At 38.4% G+C, this 26321-nt stretch carries 25 protein-coding genes and 1 riboswitch; of the genes, 20 read left to right on the top strand and 5 right to left on the bottom strand.

The window, feature by feature from the left end:
- The first annotated feature begins 45 nt into the window (after positions 1–45).
- From rplS to HMPREF0519_RS06090, 5 genes are all read left to right on the top strand, one after another.
- On the top strand, positions 46–408 hold the full coding sequence (gene rplS, locus HMPREF0519_RS06110) for a 50S ribosomal protein L19 (protein WP_003554184.1): 363 nt from the start codon (positions 46–48) through the stop codon (positions 406–408).
- 136 nt (positions 409–544) lie between these two features.
- Complete coding sequence (xerC, locus tag HMPREF0519_RS06105; RefSeq protein ID WP_003560603.1) at positions 545–1540, top strand: tyrosine recombinase XerC; 996 nt, start codon at positions 545–547, stop codon at positions 1538–1540.
- A gap of 11 nt (positions 1541–1551) precedes the next feature.
- The gene (hslV, locus tag HMPREF0519_RS06100; protein ID WP_035444769.1) at positions 1552–2094 is read left to right on the top strand and encodes an ATP-dependent protease subunit HslV; all 543 of its coding nucleotides are present in this window, start codon (positions 1552–1554) and stop codon (positions 2092–2094) included.
- 13 nt (positions 2095–2107) lie between these two features.
- Positions 2108–3517: an ATP-dependent protease ATPase subunit HslU gene (gene hslU / locus HMPREF0519_RS06095; protein WP_040472729.1), complete on the top strand. Its 1410-nt coding sequence runs from the start codon at positions 2108–2110 to the stop codon at positions 3515–3517.
- A gap of 22 nt (positions 3518–3539) precedes the next feature.
- Positions 3540–4412: an aldose 1-epimerase family protein gene (locus HMPREF0519_RS06090; RefSeq protein WP_004561576.1), complete on the top strand. Its 873-nt coding sequence runs from the start codon at positions 3540–3542 to the stop codon at positions 4410–4412.
- Between the two features lie 170 nt (positions 4413–4582).
- Here the strand turns inward: HMPREF0519_RS06090 and plsY are convergent, their stop codons facing one another.
- Positions 4583–5209: a glycerol-3-phosphate 1-O-acyltransferase PlsY gene (gene plsY, locus HMPREF0519_RS06085; protein ID WP_190870461.1), complete on the bottom strand. Its 627-nt coding sequence runs from the start codon at positions 5207–5209 to the stop codon at positions 4583–4585.
- Between the two features lie 148 nt (positions 5210–5357).
- On the opposite strand from plsY, the gene parE reads away from it, so the two are divergent.
- The 6 genes from parE (at position 5358) to msrA (ending at position 13078) form a co-directional block, all read left to right on the top strand.
- Positions 5358–7313 carry a DNA topoisomerase IV subunit B gene (parE, locus tag HMPREF0519_RS06080; protein WP_035444767.1) on the top strand — a complete coding sequence of 652 codons (1956 nt, stop codon included), beginning with the start codon at positions 5358–5360 and terminating at the stop codon, positions 7311–7313.
- Positions 7314–7334: 21 nt separating this feature from the next.
- Positions 7335–9773: a DNA topoisomerase IV subunit A gene (gene parC / locus HMPREF0519_RS06075; protein ID WP_004561575.1), complete on the top strand. Its 2439-nt coding sequence runs from the start codon at positions 7335–7337 to the stop codon at positions 9771–9773.
- A gap of 204 nt (positions 9774–9977) precedes the next feature.
- Positions 9978–10937 carry a LysR family transcriptional regulator gene (locus HMPREF0519_RS06070; protein WP_003554169.1) on the top strand — a complete coding sequence of 320 codons (960 nt, stop codon included), beginning with the start codon at positions 9978–9980 and terminating at the stop codon, positions 10935–10937.
- 28 nt (positions 10938–10965) lie between these two features.
- The gene (locus HMPREF0519_RS06065) at positions 10966–11895 is read left to right on the top strand and encodes a manganese-dependent inorganic pyrophosphatase (protein WP_003554167.1); all 930 of its coding nucleotides are present in this window, start codon (positions 10966–10968) and stop codon (positions 11893–11895) included.
- 159 nt (positions 11896–12054) lie between these two features.
- Positions 12055–12486, top strand: coding sequence for a peptide-methionine (R)-S-oxide reductase MsrB (gene msrB / locus HMPREF0519_RS06060; RefSeq protein WP_004561574.1), 432 nt, complete (start codon positions 12055–12057; stop codon positions 12484–12486).
- 64 nt (positions 12487–12550) lie between these two features.
- The gene (gene msrA, locus HMPREF0519_RS06055; RefSeq protein WP_003554163.1) at positions 12551–13078 is read left to right on the top strand and encodes a peptide-methionine (S)-S-oxide reductase MsrA; all 528 of its coding nucleotides are present in this window, start codon (positions 12551–12553) and stop codon (positions 13076–13078) included.
- 73 nt (positions 13079–13151) lie between these two features.
- Here msrA and HMPREF0519_RS06050 read toward each other — a convergent pair whose 3' ends face one another.
- Positions 13152–13925, bottom strand: coding sequence for a class I SAM-dependent DNA methyltransferase (locus HMPREF0519_RS06050; protein WP_004561573.1), 774 nt, complete (start codon positions 13923–13925; stop codon positions 13152–13154).
- Positions 13920–14014: riboswitch (TPP riboswitch) on the bottom strand. Its footprint overlaps the gene before it by 6 nt.
- A 200-nt stretch (positions 14015–14214) precedes the next feature.
- Here HMPREF0519_RS06050 and HMPREF0519_RS06045 point away from each other — a divergent pair.
- A complete protein-coding gene (locus HMPREF0519_RS06045) occupies positions 14215–15471 on the top strand; it encodes a M20/M25/M40 family metallo-hydrolase (RefSeq protein WP_004561572.1) in 1257 nt (418 codons plus the stop codon).
- A 176-nt stretch (positions 15472–15647) separates the two neighbouring features.
- Here HMPREF0519_RS06045 and HMPREF0519_RS14355 read toward each other — a convergent pair whose 3' ends face one another.
- Positions 15648–15947: a zinc-binding metallopeptidase family protein gene (locus HMPREF0519_RS14355; RefSeq protein WP_004561571.1), complete on the bottom strand. Its 300-nt coding sequence runs from the start codon at positions 15945–15947 to the stop codon at positions 15648–15650.
- Between the two features lie 10 nt (positions 15948–15957).
- A complete protein-coding gene (locus HMPREF0519_RS06040; RefSeq protein ID WP_004561570.1) occupies positions 15958–16776 on the bottom strand; it encodes an amidohydrolase in 819 nt (272 codons plus the stop codon).
- A 549-nt stretch (positions 16777–17325) separates the two neighbouring features.
- Between HMPREF0519_RS06040 and HMPREF0519_RS06035 the strand changes: the two genes are divergently transcribed.
- The 3 genes from HMPREF0519_RS06035 to HMPREF0519_RS06025 all read left to right on the top strand — a co-directional run bounded on the left by HMPREF0519_RS06035 (position 17326) and on the right by HMPREF0519_RS06025 (position 20578).
- Positions 17326–17943, top strand: a complete 618-nt coding sequence (locus HMPREF0519_RS06035) for a hypothetical protein (RefSeq protein WP_004561569.1) — start codon at positions 17326–17328, stop codon at positions 17941–17943.
- Between the two features lie 362 nt (positions 17944–18305).
- Positions 18306–19295 carry an SGNH/GDSL hydrolase family protein gene (locus HMPREF0519_RS06030; RefSeq protein ID WP_003560571.1) on the top strand — a complete coding sequence of 330 codons (990 nt, stop codon included), beginning with the start codon at positions 18306–18308 and terminating at the stop codon, positions 19293–19295.
- 305 nt (positions 19296–19600) lie between these two features.
- A complete protein-coding gene (locus tag HMPREF0519_RS06025; protein WP_003560569.1) occupies positions 19601–20578 on the top strand; it encodes an ADP-ribosyltransferase in 978 nt (325 codons plus the stop codon).
- Between the two features lie 127 nt (positions 20579–20705).
- Here HMPREF0519_RS06025 and HMPREF0519_RS06020 read toward each other — a convergent pair whose 3' ends face one another.
- Positions 20706–21980 (bottom strand): hypothetical protein, encoded by a 1275-nt coding sequence (locus HMPREF0519_RS06020; RefSeq protein ID WP_004561568.1) that lies wholly within the window; start codon positions 21978–21980, stop codon positions 20706–20708.
- Between the two features lie 280 nt (positions 21981–22260).
- Here HMPREF0519_RS06020 and HMPREF0519_RS06015 point away from each other — a divergent pair, with 280 nt between their 5' ends.
- From HMPREF0519_RS06015 to HMPREF0519_RS05995, 5 genes are all read left to right on the top strand, one after another.
- Positions 22261–23010, top strand: coding sequence for an apurinic/apyrimidinic endonuclease family protein (locus tag HMPREF0519_RS06015; RefSeq protein WP_004561567.1), 750 nt, complete (start codon positions 22261–22263; stop codon positions 23008–23010).
- A gap of 18 nt (positions 23011–23028) precedes the next feature.
- On the top strand, positions 23029–23811 hold the full coding sequence (locus tag HMPREF0519_RS06010) for an SDR family oxidoreductase (RefSeq protein ID WP_004561566.1): 783 nt from the start codon (positions 23029–23031) through the stop codon (positions 23809–23811).
- Between the two features lie 23 nt (positions 23812–23834).
- Positions 23835–24791, top strand: coding sequence for a phosphoglycerate dehydrogenase (locus HMPREF0519_RS06005; protein ID WP_004561565.1), 957 nt, complete (start codon positions 23835–23837; stop codon positions 24789–24791).
- A 2-nt stretch (positions 24792–24793) separates the two neighbouring features.
- Positions 24794–25054 carry a hypothetical protein gene (locus HMPREF0519_RS06000; protein ID WP_004561564.1) on the top strand — a complete coding sequence of 87 codons (261 nt, stop codon included), beginning with the start codon at positions 24794–24796 and terminating at the stop codon, positions 25052–25054.
- 67 nt (positions 25055–25121) lie between these two features.
- Positions 25122–26153, top strand: coding sequence for a LacI family DNA-binding transcriptional regulator (locus HMPREF0519_RS05995; RefSeq protein ID WP_003560557.1), 1032 nt, complete (start codon positions 25122–25124; stop codon positions 26151–26153).
- Positions 26154–26321 lie beyond the last annotated feature (168 nt).

Below are 26321 nucleotides of genomic sequence, written 5' to 3'. Positions count from 1 at the left end.
GCTGTCAAACAAGATAATGAATGTTAGTGAAAGGAAGATTTGTTTATGCGACAAAATAAATTGATCGATATGATCAACGAAAAACAACTACGTAATGATATGCCAGATTTCCGTGCAGGAGATACTGTTCGTGTCCACGTTAAGGTTGTTGAAGGTAACAGAGAACGTATCCAGTTATTCGAAGGCGTTGTTATTAAACGCAAGGGTTCAGGCATTCAAGCTACATACACCGTTCGTAAAGTAAGTAACGGTGTTGGTGTTGAACGTATCTTCCCACTTCATTCACCACGAGTTGATAAACTAGAAGTTATCAGACACGGCCGTGTACGTCGTGCTAAACTTTACTACTTGCGTGCATTGCAAGGTAAAGCTGCTCGTATTAAGGCATCTGTTCGCCCACGTGGCTAATCACAAAAAGCAAACCGTATCCCAAGTGGATGCGGTTTTTGTGTTGAAAGAGCATATTGCCGAACAAACGTTTGAGATTTTTTAAAATATTAACCATATTTGACTGTTTAATAAGAAATTTAATTGGTAATTTGATATGATAAAAAGGGTCGATACCTTGTCAAAGAGAATTGTTTTTTGCTGGAAAGTCGGTGTTAAAATGGATGATCGAAAAAATATGGATTGGTTTTTAAAATATCTCCGAAGTGAACGGCACTATTCTGAGGACACAGTTCAGGCTTATCAAAATGATTTGACTGAATTTCTTAAATTCTTAAATGAGACTTCCAAGGATCATACGTCTTTGATAAAGATTGATTCTTTTGATGTTGAGTCCTACTTAACAGGGCTTTATGATAAGAAGTATGCGCGCAATAGTATTGCCCAGAAGGTGTCTGCGTTACGTTCATTTTACGGCTTTTTAATTAAAAACGAGGTTATCAAAAATAATCCTTTCGAGTACGTTCATTTAAAAAATCAAAATCGCCGTTTACCGCGATTTTTTTATCCTACCGAAATGCAAGCGCTCTTTTCTGCGGCCAAAAAAGGGGAACGTAAACTTGCTTTTCGCAATTCCGCTATTTTAGAAGTGTTTTATTCAACGGGAATCCGAGTCAGCGAAGGTGTCACGATTCAGTTGAAGGATATTGACTTGGAAAACCAACTGATTTTAGTGACTGGGAAAGGTCGCAAACAACGATATGTGCCGTTTGGGGAACCAGCTAAACGGGCAGTTGAAAGTTACCTTAAAGAATCACGGGAACCATTGATGACCAAATATCATCAAAAGCACGATTATCTCTTTGTTAATCATTTCGGAAAACCGTTGACTTCCAGAGGAATTGAGTATATTTTAAATGGAATCATCAAGCAGAGTAGTTTGACCACTAATATTCATCCGCATATGTTACGACATACATTTGCAACGGAAATGTTAAATAACGGTGCCGACATGCGTTCGGTGCAGGAACTTCTTGGTCACAGCAGTTTGTCAACGACGCAAATATATACGCATGTGACCAAGTCTCACTTGATGAATGATTACCAGAAATATTTTCCAAGAAACAATCAATCTTTAAAACCAAAAAAATGAAGGAGCTTATTATGCCAATAAAATTTGAAGCAACAACAATTGTAGCAGTTCGTCATAGTGGCCATCTAGCAATGGCCGGCGATGGTCAAGTCACAATGGGTGAAAAGGTCATTATGAAAGGAACTGCTCATAAAGTTCGTCGGATATACGGAGGTAAGGTTGTGGTCGGATTTGCCGGAAGTGTAGCAGATGCGTTTAATCTTGAAGAACGATTTGAGAAGAAGTTAAGTCAGTATGATGGCGACTTAAAGCGTTCCGCAGTTGAACTTGCCCAAGATTGGCGGGGCGATCAGCAATTGCAAAAACTTGAGGCTTTGCTCATTGTAATGAATGATAAAGATTTACTATTGGTATCCGGACAAGGTGAAGTCATTGAACCAGATGATGACATTCTTGCTATTGGATCTGGTGGCAATTTTGCACTGGCAGCTGCAACTGCTATGAAGCATCACGCGCAAAGCATGAGTGCCAGAGAAATTGCCGAAGCTGCCATTCACATTGCTGGAAATATTGACATTTTTACAAATCAAAATGTCATTTCTGAAGAAATATAGAGGAGAGATTCAATTGACAGAGTCCACACAAACCCCAAAGGAAATCGTTGAAGTTTTAGATCAGTACATTGTTGGCCAGAATGAAGCTAAAAAGGCAGTTGCGGTTGCTTTGCGTAATCGATACCGTCGAATGCAGCTTTCAAAATCCATGCAGGATGAGATTTCACCGAAAAACCTTTTGATGATCGGACCTACCGGTGTTGGTAAAACTGAAATTGCCCGGCGACTTGCAAAAATAGTCAAGGCACCCTTTGTTAAAGTTGAAGCTACAAAGTTTACCGAGGTTGGCTATGTCGGCGGTGATGTTGAATCAATGGTCCGTGACCTAGTTGAAAATGCCGTTTTACTTGAGCGAAATGATGAATATAAAGATGTGCGTAACGATGCAGAAAAGCAGGCTAATAATCAATTGGTTAAACTCTTGGTACCAACTCAAAAGAAAAAGAACCGTCAAAACGACATGCAGAATTTAATGAACATGTTTACACAAATGCAAAATGGTCAGATGCCTTCTGAAAATGATGATCAAGAAGAAGTTACTGATGATATCCGAGAAAAGCGGATGTCTGTTTCTGATAAATTGCGTGCCGGCCTTTTAGAAAATGAAGAAGTTGAAATTGAGATGGATGATCCTTCACAACAAGCTTCCGGACAAAATTCAATGATGAATCAGATGGGGATAGATTTAAATGATACGCTCTCTGGTTTAATGCCAAAGAAAAAGATTAAAAGGACTGTTCCAGTGAGTGAAGCGCGTGAAATTTTGATTCGTCAAGCTTCAGAGGACCTTGTTAATAAGGCTGACTTATACCATAATGCGATTATTCGTGCCGAAAATACGGGTATCATCTTTATTGACGAAATTGATAAAATTGCCCCCGGTAAGGCTCAAAATTCAGGTGAGGTATCTCGTGAAGGGGTTCAAAGAGATATTTTACCAATTGTTGAAGGATCACAAGTCAATACAAAGTACGGTCCGGTCAACACCGATCATATGCTTTTCATTGGTTCGGGTGCTTTTGCGGAAAGCAAACCGTCAGATTTGATTCCCGAATTACAAGGTCGCTTTCCAATTCGGGTAGAATTGGATGATTTAAGCAAAGATGATTTTGTCAAGATTTTGACAGAACCAACCAACTCGCTCACCAAACAATATATTGCACTGATCGGAACGGATAATATTAAAGTTACCTTCACAATTGAAGCTATCAATCGCATTGCCGAGATTGCAACTGAAGTTAATCACAATACTGATAATATTGGTGCTCGTCGACTACACACGATCCTTGAAAAACTGCTTGAGGATATTTTATATGAGGGCCCCGATATGCAGATGGGTGATATCACAATTACGGAAAAGTATGTGGATGATAAGGTTGGCAAGCTTGCTGGTAACAAAGATCTTTCACGTTACATTCTTTAAAAATTGTTGATGGAGGTAAAAAATGATAACCCTTAAGAATCAGTATTTGACGGTTCTTGTTAATGAATTTGGTGCAGAATTAACCAGTGTAAGGGCCGAAGATGGTTCAGAGTACGTTTGGCAGGCTGATCCGACATATTGGAAACGGCATGCACCCGTTCTTTTTCCGATTGTTGGCCGACTAAAAGATAATCAGTATTCATACCAGGGCAACACCTATGAGATGACACAACATGGTTTTGCACGCGATAATCAGTTTCAGATCGAAGATCACCAAGAGACATCGGTAACACTTTTGTTAACTGAAAATGCCGAGACACTTACCAAGTATCCTTTTAAATTTCAATTACGCGTTCGTTTTGAACTCAAAGATCACGAATTAGGTGTCCGTTTTTCTGTGAAAAACTCAAGTGATAAGTCGATGCTGTTTTCACTAGGCGCTCATCCCGGCTTTAATGTCCCATTCGCCGGTGAAGGAGGATTTAACGATTACTTTATACGGGTTGCCCCAAAGAAGGCTTATCAACGAATTCCGTTGAAGCCCCCTTATAGTGATCCTAACGACCTTCAAGAGCTGGATTTTACCAAGCCTTTAGCACTCAATCACGATCTTTTTGATAGTGACGCATTGGTTCTTGATTTAAAAGGACAGCAAACGACGCTAATGCTTGCTAACACCCACAATGATCACGGTATTGCTTTATCGTTAAAGGATGCCCCTTATGTTGGTGTTTGGTCACCCTATCCGAAACAGGCACCGTTTATTTGTATCGAACCCTGGTGGGGACTTGCAGACACTGTAGATGCTGACGGTAAGCTTGAAGATAAGTTTGCGATTAATCGGTTATTTGGGGAGCAACAGTTTGATGCTGGATACCAAATCAGTTTCTTCTAAAATTGTGATTGATTAAATAAAAATCAAAAAAGCGAGCAATTCAGTAGTGAATCGCTCGCTTTTCATTGGCTTATCCAGTCAAAAATGTTAAAAATCTGTTTCTCAGCGTTGTTTCATCAGTAAACAGTATGATAAAATCAAACTTACTTTGCGAAAACAAGTGTCCATTTTTAATGACGATTTCGGAGAATATGACCAAGGCCAAAGGGAACCATATTTTCAGTACCGTTTATGATTCGTTTGATATTAGTTCGGTGTCGATAAAAAATGAACACGGTTAAAACGGCTGCTAATATAAATAAGTACGTGTCATGAATAAAAAATATGGCAATTGTCACACAAGGAAACGCAATGATACTTGCTAAACTGACCATACTTGTTAGGAGAATGACCAAAATCCAAATCCCAGCAGCCAAGAAGAAGAAAGACGGTTTATAGGCAAGTAACATGCCTGCACTTGTTGCAACTGCTTTTCCGCCTTTGAACTTGTCAAAAATCGAGAAGGTATGCCCCAGAATGGCGGCTAACCCAAATAAAAGCGGATTGAAAGTTGTGTTGTTAAAAAATACAGGTAATAGTGTTGCAACTGCACCTTTTGAAATATCCATTGCCATGACGATGGATCCTGCAATTGGTCCCAAAACCCGGTAGGTATTGGTTGTTCCAATATTTCCAGAACCATGTCTTCTGATATCGATATGGAAAAAAAGCTTCCCAATCCATACACCACTAGGAATAGATCCTAGTAAATAAGCAGTAACTAACATTAGTATTATTTCTTCAGTATTAGAATCCATTTTAAACCCCACTACAGTCATGTTTTGTTAATACAATAGCACCTTTAATATTAGCATGATAATGACGATGCGCCAACAAAATTTGTTTTCCAAAGCCATTAATTTAGGTTATGATGAAGTAGATTGTTTTAAGAAGGAGTCACAAAAAATGGTAAAACAGAAACAAAAATATGATGATTCCTCGATTCAAATTCTTGAAGGACTCGAGGCAGTGCGAAAACGCCCCGGTATGTATATCGGTTCAACCGATTATCGTGGCTTGCATCATCTGGTTTATGAAATAGTTGATAATGGTGTCGATGAAGTGTTAGCCGGATACGGGGATATGATCCGTGTGACGATTCATAAAGATAATAGTATTACAGTGGTTGATCATGGCCGTGGGATGCCGGTTGGCATGCACGCTTCAGGTAAACCAACACCCGAAGTTATTCTTACACAGCTTCATGCAGGTGGTAAATTTGGTCAGGGCGGTTATAAAACGTCGGGTGGCCTTCATGGTGTTGGCGCAAGTGTTGTTAATGCGCTTTCGACTTGGTTAAAAGTGACAATTGTCCGAGATGGATACAAGTACGAAGAAGACTTTAAAGACGGCGGTCATCCGGTCGGAACATTGCGTAAGCTTGGAAAAACGAAAGAGCATACAGGGACAACCGTTAGTTTTAAACCCGATTCTTCAATTTTCACGAATACGGTTTATAATTTTTCAACACTTTCTGAACGACTACGTGAATCAGCCTTTTTGTTAAAGGGCACTAAAATTATTTTAATTGATGAACGACCCGGTCAGGAACAGGAAGAAACGTTTCATTATGAAGACGGGATTAAGGAGTTTGTCCAGTATCTTAACGAAGATAAACACACTCTAGGCGATGTGATGTATTTCGATGGAACAAAGGATGGCGTTGAAGTAGAAGTTGCCGCTCAATATAATGACGGTTATTCAGAAACCATGATGTCCTTTGTTAATAACGTTCGGACAAAAGACGGTGGTACTCACGAAGCTGGATTGCGTAATGCCTGGACTAAAGCCTTTAATGATTATGCACGGAAGGTTGGCCTTTTAAAGGATAAGGATAAGAATCTGGAGGGTAGTGACGTTCGTGAAGGCTTATCAGTTGTCCTTTCGTTACGAATTCCCGAGGAAATTTTACAGTTTGAGGGTCAAACAAAGGAAAAACTTGGAACACCTGAGGCTCGATCAATTGTTGATAATGTTGTGAGCGAAAAGCTTGGCTATTATTTAATGGAAAATGGTGAATTTGCTCAAATGCTGGTACATAAAGCACTTCGAGCTCGCCAAGCCCGTCAAGCCGCTCGCCGGGCACGTGATGAAACTAGAAATGGTAAGCGGCATAAGAAGCAGGAGCGATTACTTTCAGGGAAATTAACGCCTGCTCAATCCAAGGATTACAGCCGAAATGAATTATTTCTAGTCGAAGGTGATTCCGCCGGCGGATCTGCCAAACAAGGCCGTGACAGACGATACCAAGCTATTTTGCCATTACGTGGCAAGGTTTTGAATACTGAACGCGCCAAGCTTCCTGAAATCATGAAAAATGAAGAAATCAATACAATGATTTATACAATTGGGGCTGGTGTTGGTGCCGATTTTAATATTGAGGATGCCAACTACGATAAGATTATTATTATGACCGATGCAGATGACGATGGCGCTCATATTCAAATTCTGTTGTTGACGTTCTTTTATAAATATATGCGGCCAATGATTGATAAGGGACGAGTTTTTATTGCACTGCCACCACTTTATAAGCTTCAGAAGGGTGCAGGCAAGAAAGCTAAAATTCAGTATGCTTGGACGAATGAAGAGTTGGATTCAGTTTCTAAAACATTTGGTAAAGGATACAGTCTACAACGGTTTAAAGGTCTGGGAGAGATGAATGCCGACCAACTATGGGAAACAACAATGGATCCTGCCACCCGGACACTTATTAAGGTTAGAATTGATGATGCTGCCTTGGCAGAGCGTCGCGTCACAACATTGATGGGAGACAAAGTTGAACCACGAAGAAAGTGGATTGAGCAAAATGTTAAATTTAACCTTGAAGAAGAAGGAAGCATCCTCGATAACACTGCGAAATAAACATATAGGGGAGATTTTAAATTGAGTAAAATTGAGAATTTATCTCTTGAAGACGTCATGGGAGAACGATTCAGTCGATACTCCCGTTCGATTATTCAAGAGCGGGCGCTCCCTGATATTCGTGATGGCTTAAAACCTGTTCAACGACGTATTCTTTATGCGATGAATAAGGATGGTAACACTTACGATAAAGCTTTCCGAAAATCAGCAAAGTCTGTCGGAAACGTCATGGGTAATTTCCATCCCCATGGAGATAGTTCAATTTATGAAGCACTCGTTAGAATGAGTCAGAATTGGAAAGTCAGGGAACCTTTAATTGAAATGCATGGGAACAACGGCTCAATGGATGGTGATCCGCCTGCTGCAATGAGGTATACCGAAGCAAGATTAAGTAAAATTTCAACTGAAATGCTTCGGGATATCGATAAAGATACCGTTGATTGGGTCTTGAATTTTGATGATACTGAGTACGAGCCAACTGTTCTGCCATCACGTTTCCCTAATTTACTGGTCAATGGATCAACTGGGATTTCTGCTGGTTACGCAACGGATATTCCTCCCCATAATTTAGGTGAAGTTATTGACGCAGTTCTATATCTACAAAAACATCCTAAAGCAACACTGGATGATTTAATGCAGTTTGTGAAAGGGCCGGACTTTCCGACTGGCGCCATTGTTCAAGGAATTGACGGTATTAAAAAAGCTTATGAGACCGGTAGAGGGAAAGTGATTGTTCGGTCAAAAACAAAGATCGAATCTCTCAAAGGAAATAAAGCTCAAATTGTTGTTTCTGAGATTCCGTATGAGGTTAATAAGGCACAACTTGTTAAGCGAATCGATGAACTTCGTCTTAATAAAAGGGTTGATGGGATTTCCGAGGTCCGCGATCAAAGCGACCGCGAGGGTATGAGTATTGTGATCGAGTTGAAACGAGATGTCGATTCAACCGGTATTTTGAATTTTCTCTTTAAGAATACTGATTTACAAATTTCATATAACTTCAATATGGTTGCAATCGACCATATGCGGCCTGAACGACTTTCACTAAAACAAATATTGGTCTCATATCTTGAATTTCAACGAGAGGTTATTAAAAAAAGAACCCAGTTTGATCTTCAAAAAGCATTGGATCGTCAACACATTGTGGAAGGTCTGATTAAAGCCTTATCAATTTTGGATCAGGTGATTAAGACAATCCGAGCCAGTAAAAATCGTAAAGATGCCAGAGATAATCTGGTAAAGACTTATCAGTTTTCCGAAAAGCAGTCGGATGCAATCGTTGCCTTACAACTCTATCGCTTGACTAATACCGATGTCACACAGCTGGAAAAAGAATCTCAGGAATTATCTGATAAGATTACCGGATTCAAAAAAATCTTAGCCGATCCTAAGGAGCTTAATAAAGTTTTGGCTCGTGAGTTACGGGCAATCGCTAAAAATTACCGCAACCCTCGACGGACAGAAATTCAAGATAAGGTTGCTACAATTAAAATTAGCACTGATGTCATTATTCCCGATGAGGACGTTGTGGTGATGGTTAGCCACGATGGTTACATCAAACGTAGTAGTATTCGTTCATATAAAGCTTCTGGAAACGAGAACGGGCTCAAGGATGAAGACTATCCAATCTTTATGAAACAAATGAATGCTCGAGATCATTTATTCATGTTTACCAGTAAGGGTAATTTAATCTATCGACCGATTTTTGAAATTGCCGACGTCCGATGGAAAGATACAGGAGAACATATTTCCCAAACGATCGGGTTGGATAATGATGAAGAAATTATTGGCACATTTGCATTTAGTTCATTGAAGGAAAAAGGGCTCTTCTTAATTGCCACTGATGATGGGCATATCAAGCGTACCAAGTTAACTGATTTGGCTCCTGGGAGAACGTACAAAAAGCATGCGTATATGTATGAAAAACTAAAAGATCCCAAGTCGAGAATTGTTGCAATTGATTACTTGGCAGATCTCGATGCAAGCGGTAAGCTATTGTTAATTTCTAAACTTGGATTGGCATTACGTTACGGAATTGATGAAGTTCCTATTAATGGTGCCAGAACAACGGGGGTTAAGTCCCAAAACCTTGCGGATGGCGATGTTATAACAAACCTGCAGTTGGTAAACGATGACGATGTTATTGCAATTGTCACGCAACGGGGTGCCTTTAAAAAATTAGCTGTTAAAGAAATTCCAGCGACTTCTCGTGCTCGCAAAGGTGTGATGATTCTGAGAGAATTAAAGCAGAATTCTCACCGTGTTGTTGATTTTACGGTCATTAATAATGAAGATACCCCTCTTGAAGTGTTAACGGATCATCAACGGGTTCATGATATTTTGCCAAACGAATTCTCGCTTGGCGGGCGTTATTCCAATGGATCGTTTGTCATTGATGTGGAAAGCGAAGGAACGCCGGTTAAGATTCGTCGAAAGCCGACTGAATTGACAATTAATTAAAATTTTGTGTTCTCTTAATTGATTGTCATTTCATTTAGAATTATAATAATTCATAATGGTTAATTATAAGTTATCTTATAAGCAAGGCAGCTTCCATTAACGACCAGAAATGGTGATTTAAAGCGGTCTTGGACTAGTTTAGTGATCATATATGGAAGTAAGGTTCACACCTTATTAACCTTAACTTCATTAAGGAGAGACTGAATGAAAACCACTCAGGAAAGTATTTTTTCATCAAAAACGTTATCGTATTTTCTTCAGTTGGCTGATACAATGAATTATACGCAGGCTGCACAAATTTTAGGTATCACACAGCCGGCGTTGACTCAGCAAATCAAAAAACTGGAGCGCACTGTTGGAACATCATTATTTTATTCAGTAGGTAAAAAGTTACGGTTAACGGATGCCGGTTATATTATGCTAAAAACGACCCATCAAATCTATGATTTACTGAATGATGCAACCGATGAAATTCAACAAGCAACCAGTTCAACAACTGGTGAAATCAATCTTGGTATTTTGGCTTCAATTGAGACTAAAGTGTTTGAAGATTTTGCTTTGGAACTTTATCATGAGAATCCAGATTTGGTTGTTAATTTCCATATGTTAACCCGAAAAGAGATTTGGGAGAGTTTGGAAAATAACAAAATTGACCTGGCAATTATGTATCTTCCGGATGAATCAATTAAAAACTGGAAACCGTACAGTTCTAAAAAGATCATTTCGGATGATTTGTTGTTAATTCATCATAATCAAGATCTTTCTAAGAAAAAGAAAGTTCATTTAAAAGATGTTAACGATCGACCATGGGTCATGTATCCACAAGATTATTACTTGAACCAGACGTTACGGGAAACGTTTAAAAACCAAATGGTTGACTTTCCAACTGCAGCTGCTCGTTATACCATGCCTGAGCAGATTTTGAAGTTTGCAATTAACACTGGTACAAATACTGCATTACCAAAATCATACATGGTCAATATTAATCTAAAGGATCTGACAAATGATGATATTTTTGTCTCTGAATTTGATCCTAAAATTAAATTTGATTTGAAGTTTGTTTATCGGAAAAATAAGAATGAAATTCCAAGAATCGGTCGTTTCTTGTCTAAATTTGACGAATTTTTGAATACTAAGGATTATCTATCCCGATTAGCAGATTAATTTTTAAAAATTAAAGGAGATTTTGTAAATGAGTAAAGAATTAGTTTTTGGTCACCAAAACCCTGATACAGATGCAATTGTAGCCGCAAAAGCGTACTCGTATCTTCAAAACCAATTAGGTTATGATACTGAGGCCGTCGCTTTGGGACAACCAAATCCGGAAACCAATTTTGTTTTGAATTACTTTGATGAAACAACACCACGAGTGATTAAGACAGCTAGTAATGAAGTTGATTCAGTTATGTTGGTTGATCATAATGAATTTCAACAAAGTGTTAGCGACATTAAAGATGTTAAAATTACCCACGTTGTTGATCATCACCGTATTTCAAATTTCCAAACAGAATTACCATTATATTATCGTGCAGAACCATTAGGTTGCTGCAGTACAATTTTGGTTAAGATGTTTGACGAAAACAAGATTGAAATTCCGGCTCAACTTGCCGGCTTGATGCTTTCAGCAATTATTTCCGATACGTTATTGCTTAAGTCTCCTACAACGACTGATGATGACAAAATTGCTGTTAAGACATTGGCGGAGATTGCTGATATTGATTACGAAAAGTATGGTATTGAAATGCTCAAGGCTGGAACTAACGTTGCAGCTAAAAGTGATCAGGAACTAATCGACTCAGATGCAAAGTCATTTACAATGGGTGGCAAGAGTGTTCGAATTGATCAAATCAACGTTGTTGACTTTGATGATATTGATAAGCGTCAGGATGATATTAAAAAGGCAATGTCAGCCGAAGCTTCCGATAAGGGATACGATTTATTCTTAGTACTTGTTACGAACGTTTTGAATAGTGATTCCAAGTTGATTGCAGTTGGATCATCTTTAGATGCCGTTGAAAAAGCTTTCAACGAAAAGTTTGCTAGTGACAATACAATGCCGTTACCAGGTGTTGTTTCTCGAAAGAAACAGGTAGTACCACCATTAACTGATGCATTAAGTTAATGACTCGTACGTATATTTGATTAAGTTGAAATAGCATGTTAAATTCGGTCCACAGTTTATCACTGAGGCCGTTTTTTGTTTACATAAAAGCAATGACGACCTATAATGTAGAAAGCATTAGTTGCACACAATCTATTTACCCTTGGCAGGAGGTCAAGCATGGTTGAGAAAAAAGATTTAAAACATCGATTAACACCAGAACAGTATGCGGTTACCCAAGAGGCCGCTACGGAGGCACCCTTTAGTGGTCAATATGATCATTTTTATCAAGAGGGTATTTATGTTGACGTCGTAAGTGGTGAACCTTTGTTTTCATCTAAGGACAAATATGACGCTGGGTGTGGATGGCCATCATTTACCAAACCAATTGAGCAAACAAGTATTCATAAGAATTTGGATACTTCTCACGGAATGATTAGAGAGGAAGTTCAAAGTAATGATGCTCATTCTCATCTAGGGCATGTGTTTGGCGATGGACCCAAAGAAGCAGGCGGCCAACGATATTGCATTAATTCCGCGGCCTTGAAGTTCATCCCCGCAGACGAGCTTGAAGAGGCAGGGTACGATCAGTATAAAACAATGTTTAACTGATATGTACAGCTGTTAAAATTGATGTTTAGATGATATTAATAATAAAGTCAAAGAGGTGTCATTAATGGAAGATACAGCAATTTTTGCCGGTGGGTGTTTCTGGTGTATGGTTAAACCGTTTGATACCATGCCCGGTATTAATAAAGTTATTTCCGGATATACGGGCGGTCATGTAGCAAATCCGAGCTACGAACAGGTTAGCAGCCATACAACGGGACATACCGAAGCCGTTAAAATTAATTTTGATCCAGATATTATTAGTTATAAGCAACTGGTTCAAATTTATTGGCAACAAACAGATCCAACAGATGCAATGGGACAGTTTCAGGATCGAGGAGATAACTATCGTCCAGTGATCTTTGTGAAAGATGAAGCGCAACGAAAAATTGCGGAGGCTTCCAAAAAAGCTTTAGAGGAAACCGGTATGTTTGACCAGCCGATTGTCACTCAAATTGAAGATGCCAAACCCTTTTATCCAGCAGAAGAGGAACATCAACAGTTTTATAAAAAAAATCCATTTCGTTTCCAAATGGAGGAAGCTGGCGGACGTGAAAAATTTGTGAAAGACCACTGGCAGTCAAAACAAAAATAATCAGCAGAACCTAAATAAGCTGACATCATTTCCTTGATAAACAAGGGATTGGTGTCAGCTTATTTATTTTGTTTTAAGGCTTTTCGGCAATTATTGCGACATAACCACCTTTTGAAAAGCCATCTTCAGGTTCTTCAGCACTATCGTTTGTGTAGAGTGGGTTTGCTACCAAGGTTTGTTTGAACCTTAAATGTCGTAGCTGAAGCTCGTTTTCTAAAAGGTGCTTTTTTTCTAGGGTGGTATGCCAGTATGCAGAATCAACCAGTTCAATTAGGTATGGCCATTTCGGAAGAACATTTGCCAATTCTTCTGATTGATAATTACCCTGAATTTTGGCAAGCATATACATTAATCCATAAGCACTTTCTTTTGGCACGTCAATTAAAATAAAATGGCCGCCGGACTTGAGTGCTTTGATACAATTTTGATAAGCCGCCAATAAGTCCTTAATATAACTGGAGCTGCCATTAAAGTAAATGGTATCATACTGTCTTGCGGGCAGATTAATACTTTCTGCTTTTCCAACGCGAACGTTTAATCCCCGCTTTTTTGCAATCTGTGCCATATCGGTAGATGGTTCAACACCATCAAAAAGTGGCAGGCCATATTGGCGGTGGAGGGTATCTTCAAATAACCCGCTGCCACAACCGATTGACAAGACATGTTTTGTTGAGCCTAAGTCTAAAACAGATTTTAAAAGTTTTAGTTCACTCAGAAATATCTGCTTATTGGCCAGAAACCACTGATCATATTCAGTCGCATAACCATCAAAAATTTCTATTGCATGTGTTTTAACCATGATAAAACCTCCAAGAATTATTGCTTGGAGAGAAATTAACATACTCATATTGTTAAGCTTCCCTACGCGAGTACTGACTCACAGGTTCAAAGGGTTCCCCAAAATGGTCTCAGCAAATTGCTCCCCTAGCTGCATTTTCAGTATAAACTAGATTAGGCACATTTGCATCAATATTTTGACGTGAGTGTTTTATGATGATTAAGGAAATTTTCAACTGAAATGGCCGAAAAGAAAGCGAATTCGTTAACAATGCCTTATAATAGTATAAAGGCTTAAAACATCGACAGTTACTTTTTAACAATCTATAAAAGCTGACTTAACGGGAGTTGTTAATATTATGGATCGAAAAGACCGGATTAAATTACTGAGCGATTTAATTAAAATTAATACAGTTGGTGGTCGAGAAGAAGGAACGGCCAAATATCTTTCTCGATATTTGGAAAGTTATGGGATTCACGGTAAGACAATTGAGGTTGAACCAGGGAGATTTAATTTAGTTGCCGAAGTTGGTGATAAAACGTCACCAGTAATTGTTTTTGAAGGGCATCAAGATGTTGTTGATATTGGCGAACGGTCAAAATGGCTGCACAATCCCTTAGGGGCCGAAATTGTTGGCGATCGCATGTACGGTCGAGGCACGAGTGATATGAAATCCGGACTTGCTGCCGAAATTATCACAATGATCGAGCTGAAGCAGTCCGGAAATCCGATAAACGGAACCATTCGTTTATTGGCAACAGTTGGTGAGGAGTCTAGTACAGTCAATCATATGCAAGGTGCACAGAACTTTGCTAAACATGGGTATTTGGATGATGTTTCAGCGGCAATCATTGCTGAACCAAGTAGTGAACCTTTAGATTGGCTAACACAGGATACACCGCTAAATCCATTTAAGTTTTCAAAAGCACAGATTAAGGAATTAGTTAAAGAAAACAATTCGACCGAACAATATCTTTTGAGTTTTGCGCACAAGGGTTCCATTACGTATGAAACACTGGCAAAGGGGAAAACGGCTCATAGTTCATCGCCGCAATTAGGAATAAATGCCATTGCACCTTTAATCAAGGCGTACGATAATGAAATTAAATATTTCAGGACACTTCATGAAAAAAATGCTATTTTAGGGAAAACGATTCCTGTGGTCACCAAAATTAATGGTGGTGATCAGTTGAATTCCGTTCCGGCTTCGGCCTCTGTTTATGCTAAGATCAGAACCATTCCAGAAGAACCCAACGATGCCATTATTGACCATTTAAAACGGATTATTTCTAAGAATAATCAGGAGTCGGAAGCCGACTTGTCATTTAAACTTCTTGGGAACAAATATCCCGTGGTAAGCGATCCGAATAATAAATTGATTCAGTTACTTAGAAAGCATGGTGAACAGCAACTCCAACAAAAATTACCATTGGGTGGGTATCCTGGTGGTACGGATGCGGCAGAATTCGTCAAAGTAAACCCAACGATCACGGTTGCGGTCTTCGGCCCAGGTAATATGACGGCACACCAAGTTGACGAGTTTGTTGAGCTGGAAAATTTTGAGCGTTTTATTGAGATTTATAAACAAACCGTTAATGACTATTTTAATGCTTAGAGAATAGTGGTCGAATAAATTAGAATTTGTATACCAAACCATACTAAACGATTAACCGGTGTAGGGTTGATAAAAAGATTATTTATGGCGGCTTTTTCAATCTCCTGTCACAGTTAGTGGCGTGGATTATAACGAATTATTATTGTTGACCCTCTGGTGATTAGTTTTTAGGTTTTTTAAAAGTCGGACAGCATTTTTTTCGAAAAAAGTTGCCCCCCGACAATTAATAAATGATCACTTGCTGTAAAGTGTGAATTGTGAAGACTAACTTGTCCACCGTTTCCAATATTTGCATAGACGTCAGGGATAATGTCCTGGTAGCAGGAAAAGTCGTCACTGCCAAGTTGTTGTTCCTGTACATAGATTGGGGCAAATTTAGCAGTTTCGTCCTTAACAATCTTAGTTAATGTTGGATCGTTATCAACGGATGGATTTCCAGCGTACCAGTTAATATCAGCTTTAACGTTATGTGCCAAAGCTGTATAATTAACAATTTAAAAAAAGGTTCTTAATCTCTTGACGGACATTTTTGTCGGCTGTGCGAACAGTGCCTTCAAAAAATGCATTACTTGGGATAACGTTCCAAGTATTACCGGCACTTAGGTGTGTAATACTTAATACAGCGGCTTTAAATGGATCTAATTTTCTGGAAATTAATGATTGCAGTTCGGTAATTTCATAACCCAGCGCCGCGATCGGATCTTCACCATTTTGCGGTGCGGATGCATGGGTTCCTACACCGGTCAGGGTGACTTTGAATTTATCGATGGCACCAGTTGTAAGGCCGACATGGCCGATTGGCTGATGAGGTGTATTGTGAAATCCGATGATAGCATTAACGCCTTTTAATTGACCATTGTTAATCAATTGAAGAGCCCTTTCTCTATCTTCTTCGGATAATTGAAAAAGAAGTCGAACTTTTCCAGGAAGACTGGCTTCAAGTTGCTTTAACAGGTAGGCACCTCCCAATAACGATACGATATGGGTATCATGTCCGCAAGCGTGCATAACACCCGGAACTTTAGAGCTGAAGGGAACGCCGGATTCCTCCTGAATCGGAAGCGCATCAATGTCGGCTCTTAAAGCAACGGTAGGACCATCGCTTGTACCAATTTCGGCGAACACGCCTGTTTTTAAATTTGTGGGTAGAAGTTTAATTCCCCATTTGGTCAAAATAGCTTTAATGGTTTCTGTTGTTTTAAATTCTCGGTTGGCAAGTTCCAGATATTCGTGAAAATGATGACGGTATTGAATAAGTGTTTCTTCAAGTTGTTTTTTGCTTAATGGTTTATGATTAGTACTCAAAATATTGCATCCTAAAATAAAATCGTCTCCGTGCAGCTTAATGCACAGGGACGATTTTTCGTGGTACCACCCGTTTCTATGGTTTCAATGAACTATCTCAGGATTCTTTTGTTTTAAATTAAAACGTTATCCTTGAGCGATATCGTACCCAAATCGTGTTGTCAGCTTTCACCCCCAACAAAGCTAAGAGTTCATCTTCATTAATTTTTCTGGTGCACTTTTTTCAGCCATATCACGCTTTCTGGAAACCGCATGTGATTAATGACTCTTCTCTTTAAGCTGTTAAATGCTAAATTAATTAGAATTGTAAGATTTGTTTTTAATTTTATCAACTTTATAAAGTTGAGTAATTATGAACTAAATTGTTTGCTGCTAAATGATCATTATGTAGTGTGAGCAGCTTTGGTAGTGAATAGTAGTATTGGATCATTTCAATTGTCTTACGTTGCAATAATTTGTACATGTGTCAGCGATTACATTTTTCAGTCACATTATTTGCTACATGGCGTGTTTAGGGTTTAAATTGGGGGCAAAGAGGAGGGACACAAAATGTTTAATTGGGAAATAAATGAACCAGATGAATATAGTAAAAGTGAACATGCTCACTTTGTGGATCTAACGACTCGAAGTTATATTACGGCCCAAGGACAAGCAACTAAGCATACAGATGACCCCGAATTTTTAAGAATTGCAAAGGCTGCGGCTCGAATTGCCAAAACAATCAGTGGTGGTCCTGAGGGGGATATTCCAATTTCTGGATTTAAGCCTTATGTACCTTATCCGGTGCAGACTGTTTGGAAGCGAAATGGCGATGTTGAAGATTTTAAAATCTGGATTAAGCAACCGTTATTTGTTGATGAAAAGGCATTCAAAGCTGCGTTGGAAAAAATTCACTTTGTTAATACAAAACGAGAAGAGCTTCATTTTGAACAACTTGCTGAAGGCATTGAAGTTCAAACAATTAATCATGGTCCGATAGAGGATGGCTGCCAAGCCTTTCAAGTGCTGAATAAGGCAATTCAAGAAGGCGGTTATCAACGAATTCGAAAGAACGAGCATCGGGAGGTATATATTGATAGCCTGCCCGTAACGCCTGATAGTTTGGTCTTGGTTCGATTTGCCATTGATTTAAATGGGCAGCCGGCACCTGATATGGTGCATAATTGAGTTGCAGATGTTAAAGTCTTAATTCAAAGTATTTTTGGCATTAACCATTGTTAAAAGTCTGTTCCGTAACCGCGCGTTTTCTTTGTGGATATGGTTCAGGCTTTTGTCTTTTTAATTGAATTATTTTAAATTTGTAAGTTGACATAAATGAGTATGCTTATAATATCAATATTATTAAATAATAGATTTAGTCATTAATTCGTAATGTTGTTTTAATATTTATGCAACCTACTTTCACCCCAAGTTATTTATAATATCGTTAGTAGATTACGAAGTAAATTACTCTCGAAATTCAAGTAACTGTTTTTAGGGAATTTGTTTATGATTAATTTGCTATTATCGAACACTGAGAGGGAGAATTGATGAGTTTGAAATCATATTTTAATAAAGGCAGTAGAGAATTATTTTTGCTATTTTTTGGCTTTATGATTATGCAATTTATAAATATTCAAGGCAGTCATGCTGCAGTAGTTGATGCCCATTATCGAATAACATCGGTAAAAAAGGTTTCTTTAAGGACAAAGGCCATTAACTATAAGTCAAAAACGGCAATGTGGACTTATCCGTATCGCTCAAATAAATTGGCTAAGAAGACGCACTGGCTTAAAAATTATGCTAAGAGATCTTTAATGGTGACAAAATCAGCTACTTTGAAAAACGGTTTAAAATATGACTTTGTGCAAGTTGCAAATAAGCCATCTGTTTATGGTTGGGTTTATGCCAAGAATTTGCAACAAATGACAATGGTGAGTTTAGGAGATTCTATTACAAAGGGGTGGACAGGCTCGTCATATGCCACAAGTCCCTATCCTCAGTTAGTTAGTCAACAGCTTTATGTGTTGGATACGAATCTTGGCCAAAATAATGGCAAGGTTGTTGGTGATACAAATTTGGATTTAACATCAAACGTTACTACGACAAATTTTAAAAAGGTTGATATCGCGACAATTGCTTATGGCGTTAATGACTACTTCCATTCCTCTCTGACGGATGTGACACAAGTTCTGGATGATCAGATTAAGGGAATAAAGCGTCAAAATCCGACTATCCAATTATTTGGGATTTTGCCTTTGAACTGTTATGTCACGGCATTTGGAACAGATCAGCAATCAGATGCGTATAGTACCGTTGGGTATCACGATTATACATTGTCTCAATTATGTGATGCCGAAGCTGAAGTTTATGAGGATAATGGCGTCAAATATTTAGATTGGAGATCGGTTGACCCAGATATTGTACCGACAACGATTGACACGTCAATATTCGGAGATGGTAAGTTGCATCCAACCCAAGCGACTTATAATCAGGTTGGTACGGATATTGCTAATTTTTTGGAGAAGAACCTTAAATAAAAATAATTTGTCTAAATAAAAAATCATACTTAAATTTGAAGCAATTGTAGTTGCTTCTTTTTTGTTGTGTATTTTCTCGGATTGTAATGTATTTTTAGTGCTAACCCCTTACTTCTAAAATCCCATTCATAATGATGGGGTTAATTTTTACAATACTAGTACGTCATTAAAATGATATTTATTTAAATTTATTACAAAGAATTAGTTAACTTGTTTTTATTTTTATTAACCTTCAGCTTTAAAGAGGCCATAAATAGGCAAAAAGTGTAGAATTAAACTCATCATTTTGAAGGGAATGAATTATATTGAGGAAAGTTAAGGGATGGATTTTTGCAGTGGCTTTGTTAGCGGGGATTTCAATGCAAAGCCCGACATACGCAAAAACGGCTCATAAACATGCAAGCGAGACGAACCTGTTGATGATCAATACTTATACGCATGCAACAAACGTTGGTAAACAGGCTTTTGTAACCAGGAGGTCGATTACAGCCTACGAGACGAAAAATGATCAGCCTGATTATCAAAATCCGGTTCAAATTCCGAAAAATACCGCATTGACGGTTCAGCAAAAATTAGCCGGGAATGCAGGTTATATCATTACGGTTCCCGGTAATCCGAATAAATTATTTTTCCAGGATACTCACGATTCGCTATACTCTTATAAGTCGATTCGAAACAATGCGCATGAAATTGATAAATTAACGCGTTCTTCTTTAAAATGGTCGAAAAAGTTAACCGGTAATCAGCGTCATGCGATTCGTTACTATACCGGAGATGGTTATGAAGCTATTAATGATGCACTTAGGGGGTCGGAAAAGAAGGCCTCTAAGAAAATTCGCTCGGACGTTAAGAATATTAATTCCGGCATTCATCAATTCAAATTATCAGCACCATTAACGGTTTTTCGAGGGACATCCATGTTTGGCTTAAAAAAATCACTTGATGATCAAGGTGTTAAAGTCGGTGGTGAATATTCCGATATGGCTTATTCGTCAACGACATTAAAGCGAATGGTGGCTTTATCGTTTTCCAAACACGTTATTTTAAAAATTAACGTTCCAAGAGGATATCATGGTGCCTATATTGATCCGATTTCCAAAAATAAAGGGGAAAAGGAGTATTTGATGAATGGCGGTACTAAAATGATTATCACCAGATTGCAAAAAGGCTATACAACCATGTATGCGACAATTGCACAAAAACATAGTGGCTCGAAAACAAAAGTGAAGCACATGACCAAACAATATAAATATTGGATAGTAACACTTGATTTGATGAAATGATTTTTCATATAAGATTATTTAAAAAGCACATGCTTAGCAGAGTAACGTTTCAATCTTTGCTAAGCATGTGTTTTTTGATGTTTTTATGAAAAGCTATCAGTTAATCGTGCACAAACAGTTAATGAGCTTAATGGAACATCATTGCCGCAAGTAACAGATTAATGATACTTGTCAACCACCCATAGGGCACACCGGTTTTTAAAAAGTCTTTAACATTTAATTCCGTGTGTTCAACCACCCACAGGTTCCAAGATTGGGTAATGCAGGTAGAAATTGCAATCGAAACGGCCGGTACAATAATGGCGCAAAAGGCAAAATACTGATTGAAAAAACCGGTTGCTGCCAAAACAGCAGCTGTTGCCGATCCAGCTCCCCAGACCATAAGCGGGCCACGAAATAGTGCAAGTGGGGCAAGAACACCAAAGGCAATTGCCAGAATAAACGGATCATGAGGGACAATACTTTTTAAAATAGTGCCAAAGCGAGCTGTGTTTTTGACTGCCGCTGCACTAAACATGGTTAGAAAAAGCAACATGACAATTAAACCGGAGATATCCGAAATGGCTTTGCTGACAGTTTGATTAATCATGCTCAATGCATTTTTATATGTCTTTAAGTGTCCGGTAGTCAAGAAAACTAAGAAGATCGACAGCATCAGTGCCGGAATAGGCTGCCATCCAAAGATTAAGTTCATTAAAACAGGAAAAACAGGTAAAATGTATGAAATCTTTGGAACACTTGGAATGTTCACATCTTTAACATCAGTGCTGGTAACTTCATTTTTGTGGATGGATTTAGCATGAACTAAAATGAAAAGGATAACAATGATCATTTGGACCGCCATTGCACTGAACCCATATGTTAGGTATTTGGCACCATAAATAACTTTCGGAAAGAATAATTGAATTTGTTTAATGATGACAATATTAACGTACATTGGGGCGCCAATTGACATAACAAAAGCGACAACTGCGACATTTTTGGACAGACCCAATGATTGCAAAATTGGTAGAAGAATGACAGCAATGGCAATGACAGCACCGACACCATATGAACTTGTGAAGATAAAGGCAGTAATCAGGCAGACTAAAATAGCAGCGGAAATAGGATGTTTATAACTTACCTTTACTGCCTGTTCACTGATAGCACCTGCAACACCGGTATCTACTAGAACTCTTCCAAACCACGAACCAAAAATGATTACCATAATCGTGGATCCATAATCCATTGCCGGTTGAGAAAAAATATCATTGATGGCTTCTTTATACGGAATGCCACCGATAACGGTCCAGAGAACGGCCATAATCAAAAAGCCGATCATGATATTGCCGCCACGCATTACGAACACTATAAATCCAATGAAAGTTAAAAATAGCAAAATTCCTATAATGATATTTGACATGTTGTTCACTCCTAAATTGTCATGTGTGTTTGCCAAAAGAGAAACCGGTTAACCATAAAAGCGATTTCATTATAAACATGATTATCGTGAAATGTCAAACTTATTTCGATTTTAGGCTATCTATTAATACTTGATATAAGTAATGAAACGAATCTGAGACGGGTGTTGGCTTTTTAATAATATCTATTTTTGACTTGACGATTATTGTGGTCTTGTAATATGATGATAGTAATCTCAATGAGAAACCGGTTAACCAAAATATTGAACGAGGTGACTTTTCATGTTGAATATGAATCGATTTGTTTTAAATACGTTGCTTTTACAACATGATCACGATATAGGTCAAACACAGCTGCAACTTGTCCAGTCATTAAGACAATTAGGTGTTTCAAATATTGAACTTAGACGGGAATATAATCAAGAAAAAATGAGCGAACTGATGCAACTGGGGCGTTTACGGCTTAACTACAGACTGACATATTTTTATTCAATTCCGGATAATCTTTTTATTAATGGGAAAATTAACGAAAGAATCCTGCTGTATCTGTCAGAAGCCCAGTTGATGGGAAGTTCATATTTAAAAATGACATTAGGTGACTTTCATAAAGATAATGATGGAGAATTGGCAATTTTGAATTCAATTTTGCCCAAAACGATTGAACTGAATATTGAGAATGACCAAACAGCAGAGAATAGTGATCCTGATAAATTAGCAACCTTCTTTAAGACGGCCAAACGTCATGGACTTGAAATTGGATTTGTTAATGATCTTGGTAACTGGATTTATACAAATCATGATACAAAGAAAGTGACAGAGCAATTACTTGATTTCACTAAATATATTCATCTAAAGAGTTATGTTCTCAATGAGAAAGGAGAACCTGAAACGGTTCCCTTTTCTAAAGGACTTTTGGATTGGCAGTCACTGATTGCAAAATTTGATAAACAAATCCCTATTGGACTGGAATACCCAACGGATCTTGCCGGACTTGAGGCTGATCTTGAGGTAGTGGGAAATAGTCACTTTTAGTAGAAGGAGTGGTGGAAAATGTCAGAAAACATTGAATTTAGTACAGATAAATTTCGTTTGGATAATCGAGTTGCAGTGATTACAGGTGGCGCCAGCGGCCTTGGCTTTTCATATACCAAAGCCTTGCTGTTATCAGGAGCAAAGGTATTTGTTGCGAGCTATAGCGATAAGGGCTGGCAGGAAGCAGCCGAATTTGCAAAGAGTGTTAACGGTCAAATTGATTTCATAAAAAGTGATATTACCCAAGAAGGTGCTGCTCAAAAAATTGTTGAAGCGGTTAAAAAATCATTTGGCGGAATTGACATTTTAATTAACAACGCCGGCATTCAGATTCGAAATGAATGGGATCATTTCAATGATGAGGATTGGCGAAAGGTCATTAATACAAACCTAAACGGACTCTATTACTTATCTCATGAAGCCGCAAAAGTGATGGCTGAACAAAAACACGGCAAAATAATTAATGTTGGTTCAATGCAGTCTTTCAGAGCAGGAAAATTTATTTTTCCGTATACTGCAAGCAAGCATGGTGTTGTTGGACTCACAAAAGCCTATGCTGATGCGTTGGCTCCTGACAATATTCAAGTCAATGCAATTGCACCAGGCTACATTGATACGCCAATGACTAAAGCACTTCAAAACAATTCAGAGCGAAACACAGAAATTTTAGCGCATATTCCTGCAGGCCATTGGGCAAAGCCATCAGAATTAATGGGAACCATTGTCTTTTTGGCAAGCAGTGCGTCAGATTACGTGACGGGTGTGACAATTCCGGTTGACGGCGGTTATTTACTTCGTTAAGACTCGGATTAAGGAAAGTGAGGATGTTAAACATGACAAAAGTTGCAGTTCCAAAGGGTCTTTCAGTGGAAGGTAAGCGGTATTTAACGGATCACGGGCTGTCTCTTATTGAGTTGGACAGTATGGCTAGTGACTCAATCGAAAAAAATGCCGGTGATGCAGATGGCCTTATTTTGATGACGGATCCCTTCCCAAATCAAACGATTAAACAACTGCCAAATTTGAAGGTGATTGCAAGACACGGTGTTGGGTACGATAATGTTGATCAAAATTTCATGGCAAAAGCGGGGATTTGGGTGACAATTACGCCAAACGCAAATGCGTCAACGGTCGCCGAAACAACACTCGCTGAAATCCTTGATGTTTCTAAAAACTTAACGTCTATATCTGATGAAATGAGAAAGGGGCATTTTGAGTATAAAAATACTCACATGGGATTCGATGTGGCAGGTAAAACGTTGGGCATTATGGGGTATGGACGGATTGGCAGAATGGTTGCAAAAAAAGCTTCCGGATTAGATATGAAAATAATGATTTACGATCCATTTGTCAAAGAGTCGGAGGACGGCCAATTGGTTGATCGCGAAACGCTTTTGAAAGAGTCGGATATTATCACGTTGCATATGGCGGTAACACCTGATAATCAACAGGGAATTGGCAAGAATGAGTTTGACGAGATGAAGAATTCTGCCGTTTTAATTAATCTGGGAAGAGGCGCACTGGTTGATCAAACTGCCTTGATTAATGCTTTAAGAACGCATACTATTGGCGGTGCAGCTTTAGATGTTTTTAACGAAGAACCCCTTCGCCTAACAAGTGATTTTTATCAACTCGATAATGTTTTGCTGACACCACATATTGCTTCAAATACCAAGGAATGCATGGCCCGAATGGCCGTTGACGCAGCAAGTGAAGCGGTCAGGGTGCTGGCGGGGGATAATCCTAAATGGCCAGTGAATAAGATTGAAACAGGTGACTAAATATGTCAGAAAACAGAACGACTATTGATGCTGAAAAGTTCGCTTTTCATGTTCTTGATACGATTCATTTCCGAGAATCCAGTGATTACGAAAGACAGTTAAAAGACCGTTTAACAGTATTTTTAATGGCTAAATATTTGATAGACGATTTTAATGACTTGGAAAATCAAAACTTTAATATTCATGAGAATAATGATCAGACACTTTCTAAATTAGGGTTTGATTCACTATTAAAACGAATTGAAAGTTTGAATAAATATTAATCGGTTATACTGATTTAGCTTTCAAATTAGGATTATTGCGGGTAAAATACATTTAGGTGATTAGAAAATGAGCGATAAGCAGATGACGATTAACGATATTGCAAAAATGGCAGGCGTTTCCAAGGCGACAATTTCGAGGTTCCTAAATGGTCATTTTGAACGAATGTCAGAGGATACCCGCACAAAAATTGATCAAATTATTAAGACAAGTGGTTATCGAATTAACCAACAGGCAAAAGCCTTGACGGATAAGCAAACCCATCTTATCGGTATGGTGGTGGCTGATATTGAAAATATATTTTCCTCAATGCTTTTTAAGGGAGCAGATCAAATTTTTCAAGAATCCGGTTATCAAATTATTTTGATGAATTCGAATAATTCACTCGATCAAGAACAAAAGCAGTTGGAAAGATTGCTGAGCCTTCGGGTAGACGGGATTATTCTCCAACCTGTTTCTGAAATGGCTTCACATTATCAATTTATTAAAGATACCGGTACAGCAATGGTGATTGTGGATCGCAAGTTGACACCGCAATCATGGCCGGAGATTACGACCGATAATTATGGTTACTCCCAGTTGCTTGGGAACTTTATTGTTCGAATGGGATACCAAAGGATTGTGATGATTGGTGAGAAAATTATTGATAATTCTGCTCGAACGGAAAGATATAGCGCTATCAAGGATATTGTCAACAAAGCAGGTATAAGCGCCAAATTGATTGAGATTGATCGGTCTACCAGTGATAGTGACATCTATAATTTATTAATGGCGCTTAGTGATAATCTGGAAAATCGAACTGCTGTATATGCACTTAAAGGAACGATTTTAATGCGGGTGATTGCAATTCTTTCCCAGTACCATGTGGCCGTACCAGGACAATTAGGGGTTGTGGCGTTTGACGATTGGGACTGGGCCAAACTTGTTCAACCACAAATTACAACTATTCAGCAAAATCCCCAAGTTATGGGGAAAAAATCTGCGCGGCGGTTAATTAATATGTTGGAAAATGACAATATGAAAATTGACACCACTTTAATAGAAAGCTCGTTAAAAGTTAGGGATTCATTAGTTGATTACCACAAAAGTAAATCAATTTGATAAGTGTAATGTGTAACTGAGGATATAAAACAGCATTTTCAGCATTGGAATAAGCCAATGCCGGAGATACTGTTTTTTTGATTATGGTACTTAAACCCGCATGTCATTCTTGTTTGATTTACAATTTTTATCAGCTATAAAGTGTTAGTTTTAGAATGCTCATGCTTA

This window comes from Lentilactobacillus hilgardii DSM 20176 = ATCC 8290, assembly GCF_000159315.1.
In the GTDB taxonomy this organism is placed as follows: Bacteria; Bacillota; Bacilli; order Lactobacillales; family Lactobacillaceae; genus Lentilactobacillus; species Lentilactobacillus hilgardii.
The sequence above is the reverse complement of the archived record's forward strand: the minus strand, read 5'-3'. Positions and strand labels throughout refer to the sequence as shown.

Coding starts and splice junctions, on each gene's coding strand:
- msrA (WP_003554163.1), top strand. CDS start 12,551: ATGGAAGATACAGCAATTTTTGCCGGTGGGTGTTTCTGGTGTATGGTT.
- HMPREF0519_RS06010 (WP_004561566.1), top strand. CDS start 23,029: ATGTCAGAAAACATTGAATTTAGTACAGATAAATTTCGTTTGGATAAT.
- HMPREF0519_RS06020 (WP_004561568.1), bottom strand. CDS start 21,980: ATGTCAAATATCATTATAGGAATTTTGCTATTTTTAACTTTCATTGGA.
- parE (WP_035444767.1), top strand. CDS start 5,358: ATGGTAAAACAGAAACAAAAATATGATGATTCCTCGATTCAAATTCTT.
- HMPREF0519_RS06005 (WP_004561565.1), top strand. CDS start 23,835: ATGTTAAACATGACAAAAGTTGCAGTTCCAAAGGGTCTTTCAGTGGAA.
- HMPREF0519_RS06090 (WP_004561576.1), top strand. CDS start 3,540: ATGATAACCCTTAAGAATCAGTATTTGACGGTTCTTGTTAATGAATTT.
- HMPREF0519_RS06000 (WP_004561564.1), top strand. CDS start 24,794: ATGTCAGAAAACAGAACGACTATTGATGCTGAAAAGTTCGCTTTTCAT.
- HMPREF0519_RS06065 (WP_003554167.1), top strand. CDS start 10,966: ATGAGTAAAGAATTAGTTTTTGGTCACCAAAACCCTGATACAGATGCA.
- HMPREF0519_RS05995 (WP_003560557.1), top strand. CDS start 25,122: ATGAGCGATAAGCAGATGACGATTAACGATATTGCAAAAATGGCAGGC.
- HMPREF0519_RS06070 (WP_003554169.1), top strand. CDS start 9,978: ATGAAAACCACTCAGGAAAGTATTTTTTCATCAAAAACGTTATCGTAT.
- HMPREF0519_RS06045 (WP_004561572.1), top strand. CDS start 14,215: ATGGATCGAAAAGACCGGATTAAATTACTGAGCGATTTAATTAAAATT.
- HMPREF0519_RS06050 (WP_004561573.1), bottom strand. CDS start 13,925: ATGAGTATGTTAATTTCTCTCCAAGCAATAATTCTTGGAGGTTTTATC.
- xerC (WP_003560603.1), top strand. CDS start 545: ATGATAAAAAGGGTCGATACCTTGTCAAAGAGAATTGTTTTTTGCTGG.
- rplS (WP_003554184.1), top strand. CDS start 46: ATGCGACAAAATAAATTGATCGATATGATCAACGAAAAACAACTACGT.
- HMPREF0519_RS06030 (WP_003560571.1), top strand. CDS start 18,306: ATGAGTTTGAAATCATATTTTAATAAAGGCAGTAGAGAATTATTTTTG.
- HMPREF0519_RS06035 (WP_004561569.1), top strand. CDS start 17,326: ATGTTTAATTGGGAAATAAATGAACCAGATGAATATAGTAAAAGTGAA.
- hslV (WP_035444769.1), top strand. CDS start 1,552: ATGCCAATAAAATTTGAAGCAACAACAATTGTAGCAGTTCGTCATAGT.
- HMPREF0519_RS06015 (WP_004561567.1), top strand. CDS start 22,261: ATGTTGAATATGAATCGATTTGTTTTAAATACGTTGCTTTTACAACAT.
- msrB (WP_004561574.1), top strand. CDS start 12,055: ATGGTTGAGAAAAAAGATTTAAAACATCGATTAACACCAGAACAGTAT.
- plsY (WP_190870461.1), bottom strand. CDS start 5,209: ATGGATTCTAATACTGAAGAAATAATACTAATGTTAGTTACTGCTTAT.